Below are 15263 nucleotides of genomic sequence, written 5' to 3' on the forward strand. Positions count from 1 at the left end.
ATCTTGCTGACCGGGAGGGGGAGTTGTCGAGGGGCGGGCCGGATCCCGGCCCGCCCCCCGATCGGCGCGGTCATCGCTCAGGCGACGGTGAACTTGAAGGTGCGGTCCTTCTCGCCGGTCTTGTCGAGCAGCGAGGTGACGGCGTCCGCGACGTCCTGCGGGGTGATCGCGGCGGTCTGGCCGTTCTTCTTGACCTTCATCTTGTCGAACACGCTGCCCAGCTGGCCGTTCAGCGCGTCGAGGTCCCACTTGGGCACGATCTTGCCGGAGGCGTCCGGAGTGAGCGTGAGCGTCTTGGAGGCGACCTGCTTGCCGAAGATCCACTTCTTGGCGCCGGCCAGGACGTACACGTTGCCGTTGACCGCGGACTTGCCGAGGCTGTCCGCGGCGGCCTGCAGGGCCTGCGGGGAGACCTTGGGCTGGGCGGCCGTGACGGCGAGCGCGACCGGCTGGTCGGGCTTGCCGGCGGCGCGGTCGCGGTAGGCCTGCTCGACCACGTCGAGGGCGCTCGCCGAGTCGACGGCCTGGCCGGCCCGGCCGGGCACCACGACCGGCTCGCCGGTCTCGGAGAACTTGACGTAGCCCTCCTGCAGGCCCTGGCCCGAGCCGGAGGCCAGGGTGTCCAGGGCGGCCTTGAGCTTGGCCCGGTCGACCTTGACGTCCGGTGCGACCGCCTTGGTGCCGCCCTTCAGCGACTTGATGACGTCGACCGGGCTGTAGCTGTGCTGGGCGAGGCCGTCCACGGTGCCCGTGGTGTCGAAGCTCAGCCCGGCGACGGTCGGGTCGAGGTTCAGCGTCTGGTCGCCGACCTTCAGCTTGAGCGGCTGCTGGCCGGCCTTGCCGACGGTCTCGTCGAGCTGGTGGATCGCCTGGTCGCGGCTGTTGCCGCCGATGTCGGTGCCGAGCACCACGGTGCCCTTGGGGATGTCGGACTGGTTGAGCATCAGACCGGTGCCGTACGCGGCGGCGCCGAGGAACAGCACGAAGCCGACGCCGTACACGCCCAGCTTGACGAGCTTCTTGCCGGCGCTGGGCTTGGCCTTGGTCTTGGCAGGCGCGGACTCGGCCTTGGCCGGCTGCGGTGCGGGCCGGGCCGGCGTGGGCATGGCCTGGGCGCCCTCGGGCCGGGGGCCCGGGGCGGCGGTCGGCAGCGGGGTGAACTCGGTGGCCTCCGGGTCCGGCCCGGGCTGCTGCGGGTGGCCGGGGCCGGCACCGGGGGCGCCGGGGAAGAGCCCGCCGGGGGCCTGGTGGGCGAAGGCGTCCTGGCCCGGTGCGGCGGGGCGCTGGGCGGCGAACGGGTCGGCACCGGCCGGGGCCGAGGCGAACAGGCCGGGCTGCGGGCGGGCTTCGCCGCCGTGCGCGGTGCCGTGCTGCGGCAGGCCGGATATGGCGGCGGGCGGCGGGGTGCCCTCGCGGATCGGCTCGAAGCCGTCGACCGAGGTGTCCTCCGGACCCGGCGCGCCGGCCGCCGGGCCCTGCGGGCGGGTGTCCGGACGCGGGCCCTGCTGCGGGTGGCCGTCGGACTGCCGGCCGTTCGGCTGGCCGCCGTTGCGCTGACCGCCGTTGCGCTGGCCACCGTTCTGCTGGGCGCCCTGCTGCGGGCGGCCGTCGCGCCGGCCACGGGCTCCGGCCTCGGGTGCCATCGGGGCGAACGGGTCGGCGGTGGGCGGCGCGAAGGGGGAGGCGGCCTCGTACACGCCGGGCTCCTCCGCCGGGGTCTGCGCACCGGGGCCGGCGGGGAACGGCGCGGCGGGCGCACCGTTCGGGTTCGGGGTCTGGGCCTGGGCGGGCACCGGTCGGCCGTTCGGACGGGCCGCGCCCTGGGCGGGGCGGGCACCGTTCGGGCGGGCGCCGGGAGCCGGGGCGGCCGTCGGCCGGGGCTCGGCGGCGGCGGGCGCGGCCGGGGCCTCCGGCGCGCTCGGCGCGTTCGGGGCACCGGCGGGTACGGCGGTCGGCGCCGGCTCGGCCTTCTTCTGTCGGGGCCGGAACCAGGCACCGGTGGACTCCGCCTCGGACGTCGCCGGCGGGATCGGCGGGATCTGCCACTCCGGCGGCAGGTCCGGCGGGGTGGCCGTGCGGGCCCCGCCCTCCATCACCCCGAGGACGGGGGAGGAGGGCGCGGAACGGTGCCGCGGGCCGCCCGGCTCGGGGGCGGCCGCCGGGGCCTCCTCGCCCGGGCCGTCCTCGTTCTTGACGGTGCTGCGGACCACGACCGGCGGGATCGGACGCGACCCGGGGATGTTGATCCGGACCCGGGTCGTCAGGGTGGTCTCGGTCTTCGGGCCGTCGTCCTCGCCGCCCGACGCGGCGCCCTGGGCGGCACCGGCCCGGTCGCCGCCCGGGAGTCCCGGTGTGCCGTAGGGCGGGGTGCCCGACGGGTAGGCGTCCGGACCCGTACGCCGGGGCGTCGGGTGGGCGTTGTCAGATTCGCGGCTGCTCAATGCTGCTCTGCTCCGGGTTCGCGGGCGGGCCGTGCGGCGCGACCGCGGTTCGTGGTCGCCGGGCCTGGGCGGGCGGCGGTCGGGTACGGCGTTCTGCGGGACCACCATACTGGGAAGAACTGAGCGGCGAACGGCTTCGGACAGATCCTGATACGTCCGGTTCCTCCGGTATGAGAGTACGGCCGCGCGCTCCTGACTGCGCGTCGTGCGCGGTGCCGTACGTGCCCCGGGGGCGGGATCAGCGCGGCGGCCCGGGCACGCCCGGGAACCAGCTGGTACGGGTCGGCAGCGTGGCGCAGATCACGCCCAGGACCGAGCCGGCGAACAGCCAGCCGAGCGAGGTGGCGTTGGACCACAGCACGTTGTCGCCCTCCGGGCGGGGCACGATCACCAGGAGCATCGCCATGAACCAGCCGGCCGCGGGCAATGCCGCGCCCAGCCGGGTACCGGTGACCCGCAGGCCGGCGTAGAAGGTGGCGCCGGTCGCGGCGAGCGCCAGCAGGACCCCCACGGGCGGCCACAAGGCCTGCACAAAGGATCCGCAGACCGACACCGCGACACCCAGCAGGAAGAACAGGGCGTAGGCCGTGACGCGGGCGGCGCGCGGGGGCTGAGGCTCGGCCAGCCGCTCCTCGCGGGTGCCGAGGACGGCCGCCGGGAACGAGCGGCGCGGCGGCCGGGCGGCGGCGGGCTCGGTCATCGGACGCTCTCCTCGGCGGTGGCGGTGGCGGTGGCGGTGGCGGTGGCGGTGGCGGTGTTGGTGGCGGCGGTGGCGGGCCGCGGGTCGGTGGCGGGCGCCAGGCCCGCGAACAGGTCGTCCTCGGGCCGGCCCGGCCCGGCCTGGCCGCGTACCAGCTGGTAGTACTCGGTGGCGACCAGCGGCTGGCCGAGGTCGTTGGAGAGCGCGAAGAAGGCGCCGTCCACGGTGATCTGGGTGGCGTGCGCGGCCATCGCGGCGGCCTTGCGTCCGGCGTACGCGGAGCCGTCCAGCACGGTGGTGACCACCTCGTCGGCCACCACCCCGGGGACGTCGGCCGGTCGGGCCGTCCCGGGGAAGGGCGCCCGGGCGGCGGTCTCGGCGAGCCCGGCCTCGATCACCGAGCGGGGCATCCGGTTCCAGTACACCTTGGCGATCCGCCAGGCCGGGCCCAGCTCCGGGCGGTGCGCCGGATCGGCCGCCAGCTCGTACGCGCGCATCGCGACCCGGTGCGCCTGGATGTGGTCCGGGTGCCCGTAGCCGCCGTTCTCGTCGTAGGTGACCAGCACCTGCGGCCGGACCTCGCGGATCACCGCGACCAGGTGGCCGGCCGCCTCGTCCACGTCGGCCCGCCAGAAGCAGCCGGGCACGTCGTTGTCGGGCAGGCCCATCATCCCGGAGTCGCGGTAGCGGCCCGGGCCGCCGAGGAAGCGGAGGTCGGTGACGCCGAGCGCGTGCATCGCCGCGGTCAGCTCGCCGATCCGGTACGCGCCGAGGGTGCCGTCCTGGTCGGCCGTCAGATGGGCCAGCCCGGGCGGGATCACCTCGCCGCCCTCGCCGAGGGTGCAGGTCACCAGGGTGACGTGGGCGCCCTCGGCGGCGTACCGGGCCATGGTGGCGCCGTTGCCGATCGACTCGTCGTCGGGGTGGGCGTGCACCAGGAGCAGGCGGCGGCCGGTAGTCGCGGTCATGGGAGGAAGCCTAACGACCGCGGTGACGGGGTCAGAGCTTCAGGCCGTTGATCATCCCGGCGAGGTTGCTGGTGACCTGGCTGATCGACGGCGCGATCGAGCTGGACGCCAGGTAGAAGCCGAGCAGCGCACAGACGATCGCGTGCGCGAGCTTCAGCCCGGAGCGGCGGATCAGCACCACCACGATGACCAGCATCAGCATGGCTGCGGAGACGGACAAAGCCATGTCGGCTCACACCCCTTCTCGGGTGCGCCACCCCCTGGGGAGGGTGACGGTGGGACCGTACGGGACTTGCGGCCGAGCGACCGGGGCCGGGACGGGGCCCGACGATCACTCGCCCGACCAGTCATACCCGATGGGTAAGGGGAGCATTACATTCAGTGAGTCTCCACGCGCCGGGGTACGGGGGCACTCGTGGGGCGCACGGGCCGGTCGGAGGGGGTATGGGCGTCTTTGGGGCGTACTCGGGCGCGATGCTCCGAACGAGTGATCACCAGGCGCCCGGCAGCGGGAGTACGGCGTCGTAGGGTCTGGTGCCATGACCTCCCACACCCCTGCGGACACCTTCCCCCGGCAGTACGCGCGGACCCTGCGCTACACCGTCGGCGCCCCCCGCTCCTTCTCCGTCGCACCGGACGGCTCGCGGGTCGTCTTCCTGCGCTCCCGGTCGGGCGGCGACCGGGCCAACCTGCTCTGGACCCTCGACACCGCCACCGGCGAGGAGCGGATCGCCGCGGACCCGGCCGTGCTGCTCGGCGGCGGCGAGGAGGACCTCTCGCCCGCCGAGAAGGCCCGCCGCGAGCGCAGCCGCGAAGGCTCGGCCGGCATCGTCGGCTACGCCCTGGACGCGGCCGGCCAGCTGGCCGCCTTCGCCCTCTCCGGCCGGCTGTTCACCGCCGACCTGGCCACCGGCGCCACCGCCGAACTGCCCGCCCAGGGCCCGCTGCTGGACCCGCGGGTCTCCCCGGACGGCAGCCACGTCGCCTACGCCAACACCGCCGGCGAACTGCGGCTCACCCGCACCGACGGCACCGCCGACCGGGTGCTCGCCGAGCCCGACGGCCCGAACGTCACCTGGGGGCAGGCCGAGTTCATCGCCCAGGAGGAGATGAGCCGGGACCGCGGCTTCTGGTGGTCCCCGGACGGCGACCGGCTGCTGGTCGAGCGCGCCGACGACACCCCGGTGCGCCGCTGGTGGATCGCCGACCCGGCCAACCCGCAGCGCGAGCCCGCCGAGGTCGCCTACCCGGCCGCCGGCACCGCCGACGCCGAGGTCGGCCTCTGGGTGTTCGACCTGGACGGCGGCCGCACCGAGGTGGTCTGGGACCGCACCGCCTTCCCGTACCTCGCCCGGGTGCACTGGTCCGCGGGCGGCGTGCCGCTGCTGCTCGTCCAGGCCCGCGACCAGCGCAGCCAGCTGGTCCTGGGCCTCGACGTGGCCACCGGCGCCACCGAGGTGCTGTTCGAGGAGCGCGACGACGTCTGGCTGGAGCTGTTCCAGGGCGTCCCGGCCTGGACCCCGGACGGCAAGCTGGTCCGGATCTCTGACGAGGGCGGGGTGCGGGCGCTGGTGATCGGCGACCAGGCCGTCACCGGGGCCGACCTGCACCTGCGGTCGGTGGTCGCCGTCACCGACGACGAGGTGCTGTTCAGCGCCTCCGGCGGCGCCGCGGAGACCGACCCCGAGCCCGGCTGGATCGCCGTCGGCCGGATCAGCCACGACGGCAAGCGGCTCGGCTGGGAGTCCGCCAACGGCCGTCCGTTCACCTCCGTCACCAGCGCCGTGCACGCGGGCGGGATCACCGTGCGCGCCACCGCCGAGCCCGACCTGCCCGGCACCCTCGTCCAGGTCGCCCGGGACCTGCCCGAAGGCGTGGTCGTCGACGACGTCGCCACCATCGCCTCCTACGCCGAGACCCCGGTCATCACCGCCCGGCCGGTGTTCCGCTTCGCCGGCGAGCGCCGCATCCCGGCCGCCGTCTTCCTGCCCACCGGCTACGACCGCGAGCGGGACGGCCTGCTGCCCGTCCTGATGGACCCGTACGGCGGCCCGCACGGCCAGCGCGTCGTCCAGGCGCACAACCCGCACCTCAACTCGCAGTGGTTCGCCGACCAGGGCTTCGCCGTGGTCGTCGCCGACGGGCGCGGCACCCCCGGGCGCGGCCCGGCCTGGGAGAAGTCGATCGCCTTCGACTTCGCCGGGGCCACCCTCGACGACCAGGCCGACGCGCTCCAGGCGCTCGCCGAGGAGTTCCCGCTGGACCTCGGCCGGGTCGCCATCCGCGGCTGGTCGTACGGCGGCTACCTCGCCGCGCTCGCCGTGCTGCGCCGCCCCGACGTCTTCCACGCGGCCGTCGCCGGCGCGCCGGTGACCGACTGGGAGCTGTACGACACCCACTACACCGAGCGCTACCTCGGCCACCCGGCCGAGCGGCCCGAGGTGTACGCGGCCAACTCGCTGACCGGCTACGCCGCCGGGCTGGAGCGGCCGCTGATGATCATCCACGGCCTGGCGGACGACAACGTGGTCGCCGCGCACACCCTGCGGCTGTCCTCCGCGTTGCTCGCGGCCGGCCGCCCGCACACCGTGCTGCCGCTGTCGGGCGTCACGCACATGACGCCGCAGGAGGAGGTCGCGGAGAACCTGCTGCTGCTCCAGGTCGACTTCGTGAAGCGCGCGCTGGGCGTCTGATACCTGGCCTGACCCGGCCCGGCCTGCGGTTCTGCGGCCGGTACCCCTGACACGGGTACCGGCCGCAGTCATGACATCCGTCATACCGAAGGCACGACGGCGGACACTGCCGCCGCACCCGGCCCGCACGGGACTCTGAGGTGGTGAGAACGACACCGATCGCGACACCGGGCGCGACACCGATCGCGACACCACCAGGAGAGAGGGGCGGGACGATGAGCACCGAAGTGGCCGCCTTCCGCGGCGTCGGCAAGAGCTACGGCCGGGTGCGCGCCGTGGACGACCTCGACCTCGTGCTGCGGCCGGGCGAGACCGTCGCCCTGCTCGGCCCGAACGGCGCCGGCAAGTCCAGCAGCCTGGACCTGCTGCTCGGCCTGCGCCAGCCCGACCAGGGCAGCGTCACGCTGTTCGGCGGCACCCCGCGGGAGGCGATCGCGGCCGGCCGGGTGGGCGCGATGCTGCAGAGCGGCGGGCTGATGGCCGACGTCAAGGTCCGCGAACTGGTCCGGCTCGCCTGCGACGTGCACCCGCGCGGTCGGTCGGTCGCGGAGGTGCTGACCGACGCCGGGATCACCGAACTGGCGGAGCGCCGGGTCGACAAGCTGTCCGGCGGCCAGGAGCAGCGGGTCCGCTTCGCGCTCGCGATCGCGGGCGACAGCGACCTGATCGTGCTCGACGAGCCCACCACCGGCATGGACGTCACCGTCCGGCAGGCGTTCTGGGCGAGCATGCGGGCGCAGGCCGACGCCGGGCGCACGGTGCTGTTCGCCACCCACTACCTGGAGGAGGCGGACTCGATCGCCGACCGCGTCCTCGTCCTGCACCGGGGTCGGTTGATCGCCGACGGCAGCTCCGCCGAGATCAAGGTGCGCGCCGGGGCCCGCCGGGTCGCCTTCGAACTCCACGACGTGGACGGGGAGTTCGAGGAGAGCGTGCTGCGCCTGCTGCCGGGCGTGCAGGCCCTGGACGTCACCGCCCGGGTGCCGGGCGTGCGGACCGTTCGGATCCGCACCGCGGACGCCGACGCCAGCGTCGCCGGGCTCTACCGGGCGGGCCTGTACCCGCGCGGGCTGGAGGTCACCGGCCTCGGCCTGGAGCAGGCCTTCCTGACCATCACCGGCGAGCAGGACCAGCAACTGGCCGAGAAGGAGACCGCGCGATGACCACCCTGATCCGGCTGGAGATCCTGCGGACCTTCCGCAACCGGCGCTACCTGCTCTTCACCATCGCCTACCCGGCGCTGATGTACTTCTTCTTCATCCACGCGTACGCCTCCTCCAACCTGGCCGGCGGCCTGCCGGTGAAGACCTACTTCATGGTCTCGATGGCCACCTTCGGCGCGGTCGGCGCGGTGCTCACCGGCAGCGCGCAGCGGATCTCGCTGGAGCGCAAGAGCGGCTGGGTGCGCCAGCTGCGGCTCACCGCGCTGCCCGGGCGGGCGTACACCCTCGGCAAGATCGCCGCGAGTTCGGTGACCACGCTGCCGGCGATCCTGGTGGTCCTCGCGGTCGGCGCGAGCCAGGGCGTGTCGCTGAGCGCGGCGCAGTGGACCGGCCTGGCGGCGGCGCTGTGGCTGGGCAGCTTCGTGTTCGCGGCGCTCGGGGTGGCGCTCGGGTACGCGGCGGCGCCGGACTCGGTGCAGACCATCGTGATGATCACCTACATGGTGATGGCGCTGTTCGGCGGGACGTGGTTCCCGGTGAGCGGCTCGCTGGAGAAGTTCGCCCGGTTCAACCCGGTGTACCTGTACAACCGGTTGGCCACCTTCACCCAGCCCGGGCACTCCCTGGACACCGTCGCGGTCGCCGGACTGGCCGGCTTCCTCATGGTGTTCGTCGTCGCCGCGGCGGCGTTGTACCGCCGCGACACCCGCCAGGCATGATGACCGACATGACCGAGCCGCGCCAGACCCACCGATCCGACGAGCAGCCGGAGGCGGGTCCGGCGCGCGCGTCGTTCATGAACGTCCCGGGCTCGCCGGTCGAGACCAGGCGGCAGCTGCTGGTCAAGGTCAGCTGGATGCTGATGTGGATGATCTACCTGGTCTACCCGGTGGGCACCCTGCTGCACGGCGGACACGGGCTGGCCGCCCGGGTGTTCGGCTGGCTGTGCCTGGCGGTCTTCGTCGGCGGCTACATCCTGCTGGTGATCTTCCGCTCGGCGGTCGGGATGCGGCCCCGGTCCTGCCGGCTGATCGTCGCGATGATGGTCGTGCTCGCGAGCGTCTCCGCCTTCGTCCTCGGCGAGGCCTTCCTGACCCTCTTCACCTACGCCTCGGTGTGCGTCGCGGTGATCCTGCCCGTGCGCTACGCGCTGCCCGGGGTCGCCGCCATGGCCGTGCTCACCGCCACCGTCGGCGTGCTCAGCCACGCCGGCGGCGACACCATCCCCACCCTGACGCTCACCTCCTTCCTCTCCGGCGCCGCCATGACCGGCATGCAGCGGCTGATCGGCACCATGAAGGAACTGCGCGAGGCCCGCGCCGCCGTCGCCCACCTGGCCGCCTCCGAGGAACGGCTGCGCCTGGCCCGCGACCTGCACGACCTGCTCGGGCACTCGCTGTCGCTGATCACCCTGAAGAGCGAACTGGCCGGGCGGTTCATGGACGCCGGCAAGGACGAGGCGGCGCGGGCGCAGGTCGCCGACATCGAACAGGTCGCCCGGCAGTCGCTGGTCGACGTCCGGGAGGCGGTGACCGGTTTCCGCCGCCCCACCCTGCCGGTCGAACTCGCCGCCGCCCGCACCGCGCTGGCCGCCGCCCAGGTCCGGCTGGAGGCCGCGCCGGAACTGGCCGACACCTGGCCGGGCCTCGCCAACGAGGAGGCGGGCGTACTGGCCTGGGCGCTGCGCGAGGCCGTCACCAACATCGTCCGGCACGGCGAGGGCGCCACCGTCTGCACCGTCACGGCCGACGAGACCTGGGAGAGCGGCGGCGAGCGCTACGCCGTCCTGGAGATCGCCGACAACGGGCGCGGACCGGGCAAGTCCCAGCTGGGCAACGGGCTCTCGGGCCTGGCGGAGCGGCTGGCCCTGGTCGGCGGGCGACTGGAGACCGGACCGGGCGAGCGGGGCCGGGGTTTCAGGCTCCGGGCCTCGGTCCCGCTGCGGACGGTCACCGCACCGGTCTGCCGCGCCGCCGAGGAACCCGATCGGTCGGGGTGATCGTCCTCCCCGGCATGGCTACTGCACTCATCCTCGGCTTCGACCCGCACGCCGTCCCCGGCATGGACGGCGACGGCCTGCGGGCCGTCCTCGACGCCGAACTCGCCCGCTTCGCCGACCACGGCATCGACGCGTCGATGACCCTGGTCGCGCCCGACGAGACCGCCGAGCCCGCGATCACCGCCGCCCTCGCCGGCCGGGACTGGGACGTCGTCGTCATCGGCGGCGGCATCCGCAAGCCCGAACCCGCCCTGCCCTTCTTCGAACTCGTCGTCAACCTCGTCCGCCGCCACGCCCCGCAGGCCGCCATCGCCTTCAACACCGGCGGCTCCACCAGCGTCGAGGCCGTCCAACGCTGGCTCTGACGCACATCCGGAGTGGGAAGTCGGCCGGGCCGACGTCCTACTCCGACGTCCTACTCCGATGGCCGGCCGTCGGCGAGGGTGCGGCTGAACCGGAGGCCGGGGCGGTCGTCGAGGGTGAGCTCGGCGACGACCGTGAAGCCGTTGCGGGTGAGGACGGCTTGGGAGGCGAGGTTGTCGAGGGTGGTGACGGCGGTGAGGGTGGTGAGGGCGTAGTCCGAGGCGGCCAGCTGGCAGAGGTCGGCGACGGCGGCCTTCGCCACGCCTCGGCCGGTCGCGTGTTCGCCGACGCGGTAGCCGAGTTCGGCGGTGCCGTCGGTGATGTCGACGAGGTTGATGCGGCCGAGGACGGCACCGGCCGCGTCGAGGATGAGGTGGAACCGGCAGGTGCCGGCGTCCTGTTCGGCGAGCAGGGCGGCGTGGCGGGCCGGGAACTCCGCGAAGTAGGCGTCGCCGCGGTCCGGGATGGTCCTCGCGAACCAGGCGCGGTTGGCGCGCTCGAAGGCCAGCAGGGCGTCAGCGTGGTCCGGGCGGAGGAGTTCCAGGGTCAGCATGCCGCCAGTCTGGCCCGCAGGGCTTCGGTGAGCCAGGCGAATACCTTCCGCGGCCTCCCCGGCACCCCTCTAAGGTCGTGGCCATGAGCGACATTCAGAACGGGGCCCTGATCCGCGTACTGCTCGCCGAGGACCAGGGGATGGTCCGGGAGGCGCTGGCGGCGCTGCTGGGGCTGGAGGGGGACATCGACGTCGTCGCGCAGGTGGGGCGCGGGGACGAGGTGGTGGCGGCGGTGCTGGCGCACCGGGTGCAGGTGGCCGTGCTGGACATCGAGATGCCGGGGATGACGGGCATCGAGGCGGCTGCCGAGCTGCGCCGGAACGCGCCGGGGACGCGGGTGGTGATCGCGACGACCTTCGGCCGGCCGGGGTACCTGCGGCGGGCGATGGAGTCGGGGGCGGACGCGTTCCTGGTGAAGGACGCGCCGGCCTCGGAGCTGGCGGAGGCGATCCGCCGGGTGCTGCGCGGGGAGCGGGTGATTGATCCGGTGCTGGCGGCGGCCGCGCTGGCGGAGGGCGCGAATCCGCTGACGGCGCGCGAGCGGGACGTGCTGGGTGCGGCGGCGGACGGGGCGGTGAACGCGGACATCGCGCGGCGGCTGCACCTGTCGGAGGGGACGGTCCGCAACTACCTGTCGATGGCGATCCAGAAGACCGAGGCCCGCAACCGCACCGAGGCGGTGCGGATCGCCCGGGAGAAGGGCTGGCTCTGAGTGGTCGTCAGTTGAGCCGGTGCCGGGCGGCCCGGGCCTCCCGGCGGACTGCGGCGGCGGTGTCGGGGTCGAAGGTGTCGAGGATCTGGGCGTAGGCGTCCATCTCGGCCGAGCCGCCGATGAAGTCGCCGGTGCGGACGAGGAGTTCGGCGCGTTCGAGGCGGAGCTGGGCGGGGTGGCGGGGCAGCAGGAGGGCGAGTTCGGTGGCCCAGAGCTGGGTGCGGGCGTGTTCGGGGCGGTCGGCGGCCCAGGCGCGGATGTTGCCGAGCACGCGCAGCACGAGGTCGAGCGGTTGGGCGGGGGTGAGCAGGTCGGGGCTGAACTCCTGCCCGGCGCTGCGGACCAGGCGTTCGGCGTCGTCCGGGTCGAGCAGCCGCCCGCCGTGGAAGGGGTCGGCGAGCACGTACTCGTCGCCGCCGGCCGGGCCGCCGACGGCGACGATGAAGTGGCCGGGCAGCGCGATGCCGTGGACGGTGAGCCCGGCCCGCCGTCCGACGGCCATCCACACCAGGGACAGCATGATCGGCAGTCCACGCCGCCGCCGCAGCACGTCGGGCAGCAGCGAGGATTCGAGCCGCCGGTAGTCGGACTGCCGCCCGTGGAAGCGTTCCCGCCCGCCGAGGAGGGCGGCGAGCAGGGCGGCGGTCTCCTCGGGCCCGGCGGGGGCGCGTTCGGCGACGGCGAGCCGGACGGCGCTCGCGTGCCGGTCCAGGGCGGCCTCGCAGGCGGCGAGCAGGGCGTCCACGCTGGGCGGTTCCCCGGGATCGTCCGGGTCGAGCACCGGGCCGTGTTCGGCGGCGGCGAGTAGGCAGAGCAGCACCGGGTCGGGGTGCTCGGCGCGGGCGGCGGTCCGGAAGCGGTCTCTGCTCTGCTCGGTCACGGTGACGGCGACGGCTTTCGTACGGCGGGCGAACGGCGGGGAGGAGGGGTGGCGGGGGCGGTGCGGCGGGTGGGCGGGGCGGGCGGTGCTACCCCTGGGGGATAAGGGCGTAGTGGTAAGTGTGACTGGTCGTGAAGCCGAGTCCGTCATAGAGCGCGATCGCCCCGGCGTTGTCCGCCTCGACCTGGAGGTATCCGCCGGTCGCCCCCTCCTCGGCGGCCCGGGCGGCGAGCACCGCCATGACGGCCGTGGCCAACCCGGCCCGCCGGGCGTACGGCGCGACCTCGATCGCGCCGAAGCAGGCCCAGGGCCCGTCGATGACGCCGCGTCCGATCGCCAGCGGCGGCTGTCCGGGGGCGCCCGGAACGGTGGCGAACCAGACCGACGGCCCGCCGTGCAGCACCTGCCGGGCGGCCCGTTCCAGCGCCTCGTCCTCGCCGACCCGCCGGTAGAGCGAGAGCCAGGCCGGGTCGGCGGTGCGGGCGAGCCGGACCCGGTCGTGCCCGGAGCCGGCCCGGGCGAGCCCGGCCAGCGGGGCGGTGCGGACCAGGGTGGGCGCGTAGCGGGCGCCCAGCCGGTCGAGCTCGGCCCGCAGGTCGTCCGGCGAGCCGGGGGTGACCACCTCGACGTACGCGGGCAGGCCGCGGGCCGCGTACCAGCGGCGGACGGCGTCGAGCGCGTCGGGCAGCGGCGGTCCGGGGTCGCCGAGCGCCTGGACGGAGTTGGCGCGCCGGGTGAACCCGGCCGAGGCGCGCAGCGTCCACGCGCCGAGCGGCTCCTGTTCGACGGCGGGCCAGCCACGGGCCGCGATCCGCTGGAGTCCGACGGGCGTGACGGTGGGCAGCGGCGCGCGCCGGGCCGGGAAGAGCGGCACGACCTTGCCCGCGACCAGCAGCTTCTCGGCGAAGGAGACGGGTTCGCCGGTCCGCGGAGCGACCGTCAATCCATGATCGTCCCACGATGTGAGCACGCCGATCGCATCCCGGAACACCGGCCGGTCGTCCACGAACCCCGAGAGGCGCCGGACGGACACGCGTCGTCCCACGTCAGAGCGATCTATCCGGACCTCCGGACGGTCCTGGACCGGGCCGCCTGCCGTCATCTGGGCACCTCCTGTGCATTTGCGGTCTCCGACCCGCGATACTAGGGGCGGGCATCGACGACGCCGCGCTCACCGCGCACGCGAGCAGAACAGAACGGGCCGCCACGGCCCTTCCGAGGAGGAACGACAGCGTGACCTACGTCATCGCGCAGCCTTGTGTCGACGTGAAGGACAAGGCGTGCATCGAAGAGTGCCCGGTTGACTGCATCTACGAGGGCGAGCGATCGCTCTACATCCACCCGGATGAGTGTGTCGACTGTGGCGCTTGCGAGCCGGTCTGCCCGGTCGAGGCGATCTTCTACGAGGACGACACTCCGGAGGAGTGGAAGGACTACTACAAGGCGAACGTCGAGTTCTTCGACGACCTGGGTTCGCCCGGCGGCGCCTCGAAGCTGGGCCTGATCGAACGCGACCACCCGTTCATCGCCGCTCTGCCGCCGCAGAACGCCGACCACTGACGATCGGTGGAAACCAAGCTGTGAGCACCAACAGCACGCGCGCGCCGTTCCCGGGCCACCCGGGGGCGGCGCGCCGCGTTTCAGACCTCCTGCCGGTCTTCCCCTGGGACAAGCTGGAGCCGTACAAGGCGACCGCGCTGGCCCACCCGGGCGGTCTCTGCGACTTCTCGGTGGGCACCCCGGTGGACCCGGTCCCCGAGCTGATCCAGAAGGCGCTGGCCGCCGCCACCGACACGCCGGGCTATCCGACGGTGTGGGGCCCGGTGGAGCTGCGCGAGGCGATCGCCGGCTGGCTGCACCGCCGCTGCGGCGCCGAGATCGGCCCGCAGGCCGTGCTGCCGACCGTCGGCTCCAAGGAACTGGTGGCCTGGCTGCCGACCCAGCTCGGCCTCGGCCCGGGCGACCAGGTCGCCTACCCGCGGCTGGCCTACCCGACGTACGAGGTGGGCGCGCGGCTGTGCGGCGCGGAGCCGGTCGAGTACGGCTCGGTGGACGAGCTGGACGGTTCGCGGGTCCGCCTGCTCTGGGTGAACTCGCCGTCCAACCCGACCGGCCGGGTGCTCGGCAAGGACGAGCTGCGCCGCACGGTCGCCTGGGCCCGGGAGCACGGGGCGCTGCTGGTCAGCGACGAGTGCTACCTGGAGCTGGGCTGGTCCGCGGAGCCGGTCTCGGTCCTGCACCCGGACGTCTGCGGCGCGGGCCACGAGGGCCTACTGGCCGTCCACTCGCTCTCCAAGCGCTCCAACCTGGCCGGCTACCGCGCCTCCTTCGTGGCGGGCGACCCGGTGGTGGTCAGGGAGCTGCTGGAGGTGCGCAAGCACGGCGGCCTGATCGTGCCGGCGCCGGTCCAGGCGGCGACGATCGCGGCGCTGTCGGACGACGCGCACGTGGCGGAGCAGCGGGAGCGGTACGCGGCCCGGCGCTCGGCGCTGCGGGCGGCGCTGGAGGCGTACGGTTTCCGGGTCGAGCACTCGGAGGCCAGCCTCTACCTGTGGGCGACGCAGGACCGCCCGTGCTGGGAGACCGTGGCCGAACTGGCCGGACTGGGCATCCTGGTGGCGCCCGGTGACTTCTACGGGCCGGCCGGCGAGCGCTTCGTCCGGGTCGCGTTCACCGCGACCGACGAGCGGGTGGCCGCGGCCGTGGAGCGGCTGGACGCGGCCCGCTGACCGACGGCGAAGGGGCCGGTGTTCCACGTGGAACACCGGCCCCTTCGCCGTACCCGGGGCG

The 15263-nt window shown here is 74.4% G+C and carries 15 protein-coding genes; 8 read left to right on the top strand and 7 right to left on the bottom strand.

Annotated features, from left to right (window positions below):
• Positions 1-77: 77 nt before the first annotated feature.
• The 4 genes from ACIPLC_RS21505 to ACIPLC_RS21520 form a co-directional block, all read right to left on the bottom strand.
• Positions 78-2441 (bottom strand): hypothetical protein, encoded by a 2364-nt coding sequence (locus ACIPLC_RS21505; RefSeq protein ID WP_400474599.1) that lies wholly within the window; start codon positions 2439-2441, stop codon positions 78-80.
• A 238-nt stretch (positions 2442-2679) separates the two neighbouring features.
• Positions 2680-3141: a DUF6113 family protein gene (locus ACIPLC_RS21510; protein WP_400474600.1), complete on the bottom strand. Its 462-nt coding sequence runs from the start codon at positions 3139-3141 to the stop codon at positions 2680-2682.
• Positions 3138-4109 carry an N-acetyl-1-D-myo-inositol-2-amino-2-deoxy-alpha-D-glucopyranoside deacetylase gene (gene mshB, locus ACIPLC_RS21515; RefSeq protein ID WP_400474601.1) on the bottom strand — a complete coding sequence of 324 codons (972 nt, stop codon included), beginning with the start codon at positions 4107-4109 and terminating at the stop codon, positions 3138-3140. The genes ACIPLC_RS21510 and mshB overlap by 4 nt, the downstream gene beginning before the upstream one ends.
• A gap of 31 nt (positions 4110-4140) precedes the next feature.
• A complete protein-coding gene (locus ACIPLC_RS21520; protein WP_329928134.1) occupies positions 4141-4335 on the bottom strand; it encodes a DUF2304 domain-containing protein in 195 nt (64 codons plus the stop codon).
• 313 nt (positions 4336-4648) lie between these two features.
• Between ACIPLC_RS21520 and ACIPLC_RS21525 the strand changes: the two genes are divergently transcribed.
• The 5 genes from ACIPLC_RS21525 (at position 4649) to ACIPLC_RS21545 (ending at position 10329) form a co-directional block, all read left to right on the top strand.
• Complete coding sequence (locus tag ACIPLC_RS21525) at positions 4649-6802, top strand: prolyl oligopeptidase family serine peptidase (RefSeq protein ID WP_400474602.1); 2154 nt, start codon at positions 4649-4651, stop codon at positions 6800-6802.
• Positions 6803-7017: 215 nt separating this feature from the next.
• Positions 7018-7965 (top strand): ABC transporter ATP-binding protein, encoded by a 948-nt coding sequence (locus ACIPLC_RS21530; RefSeq protein WP_400474603.1) that lies wholly within the window; start codon positions 7018-7020, stop codon positions 7963-7965.
• A complete protein-coding gene (locus tag ACIPLC_RS21535; protein ID WP_400474604.1) occupies positions 7962-8684 on the top strand; it encodes an ABC transporter permease in 723 nt (240 codons plus the stop codon). The genes ACIPLC_RS21530 and ACIPLC_RS21535 overlap by 4 nt, the downstream gene beginning before the upstream one ends.
• A gap of 8 nt (positions 8685-8692) precedes the next feature.
• The gene (locus ACIPLC_RS21540; RefSeq protein ID WP_400474605.1) at positions 8693-9964 is read left to right on the top strand and encodes a sensor histidine kinase; all 1272 of its coding nucleotides are present in this window, start codon (positions 8693-8695) and stop codon (positions 9962-9964) included.
• A gap of 14 nt (positions 9965-9978) precedes the next feature.
• Positions 9979-10329, top strand: coding sequence for a hypothetical protein (locus ACIPLC_RS21545; RefSeq protein ID WP_400474606.1), 351 nt, complete (start codon positions 9979-9981; stop codon positions 10327-10329).
• 50 nt (positions 10330-10379) lie between these two features.
• Here ACIPLC_RS21545 and ACIPLC_RS21550 read toward each other — a convergent pair whose 3' ends face one another.
• Positions 10380-10880 carry a GNAT family N-acetyltransferase gene (locus tag ACIPLC_RS21550; protein ID WP_400474607.1) on the bottom strand — a complete coding sequence of 167 codons (501 nt, stop codon included), beginning with the start codon at positions 10878-10880 and terminating at the stop codon, positions 10380-10382.
• Positions 10881-10963: 83 nt separating this feature from the next.
• Here ACIPLC_RS21550 and ACIPLC_RS21555 point away from each other — a divergent pair, with 83 nt between their 5' ends.
• The gene (locus tag ACIPLC_RS21555) at positions 10964-11593 is read left to right on the top strand and encodes a response regulator (RefSeq protein WP_400474608.1); all 630 of its coding nucleotides are present in this window, start codon (positions 10964-10966) and stop codon (positions 11591-11593) included.
• A 7-nt stretch (positions 11594-11600) separates the two neighbouring features.
• Here the strand turns inward: ACIPLC_RS21555 and ACIPLC_RS21560 are convergent, their stop codons facing one another.
• The gene (locus ACIPLC_RS21560; protein WP_400474609.1) at positions 11601-12473 is read right to left on the bottom strand and encodes a transglutaminase family protein; all 873 of its coding nucleotides are present in this window, start codon (positions 12471-12473) and stop codon (positions 11601-11603) included.
• Between the two features lie 88 nt (positions 12474-12561).
• Entirely contained in the window at positions 12562-13575 is a 1014-nt protein-coding gene (locus ACIPLC_RS21565; protein ID WP_400474610.1) for a GNAT family N-acetyltransferase, read from the bottom strand.
• Between the two features lie 131 nt (positions 13576-13706).
• Here ACIPLC_RS21565 and fdxA point away from each other — a divergent pair, with 131 nt between their 5' ends.
• On the top strand, positions 13707-14033 hold the full coding sequence (fdxA, locus tag ACIPLC_RS21570; RefSeq protein WP_030061559.1) for a ferredoxin: 327 nt from the start codon (positions 13707-13709) through the stop codon (positions 14031-14033).
• A gap of 20 nt (positions 14034-14053) precedes the next feature.
• Positions 14054-15202 carry a succinyldiaminopimelate transaminase gene (dapC, locus tag ACIPLC_RS21575; protein ID WP_400474611.1) on the top strand — a complete coding sequence of 383 codons (1149 nt, stop codon included), beginning with the start codon at positions 14054-14056 and terminating at the stop codon, positions 15200-15202.
• Positions 15203-15263: the final 61 nt, after the last annotated feature.

The organism is Kitasatospora sp. NPDC086801, assembly GCF_044745805.1.
In the GTDB taxonomy this organism is placed as follows: domain Bacteria; phylum Actinomycetota; class Actinomycetes; order Streptomycetales; family Streptomycetaceae; genus Kitasatospora.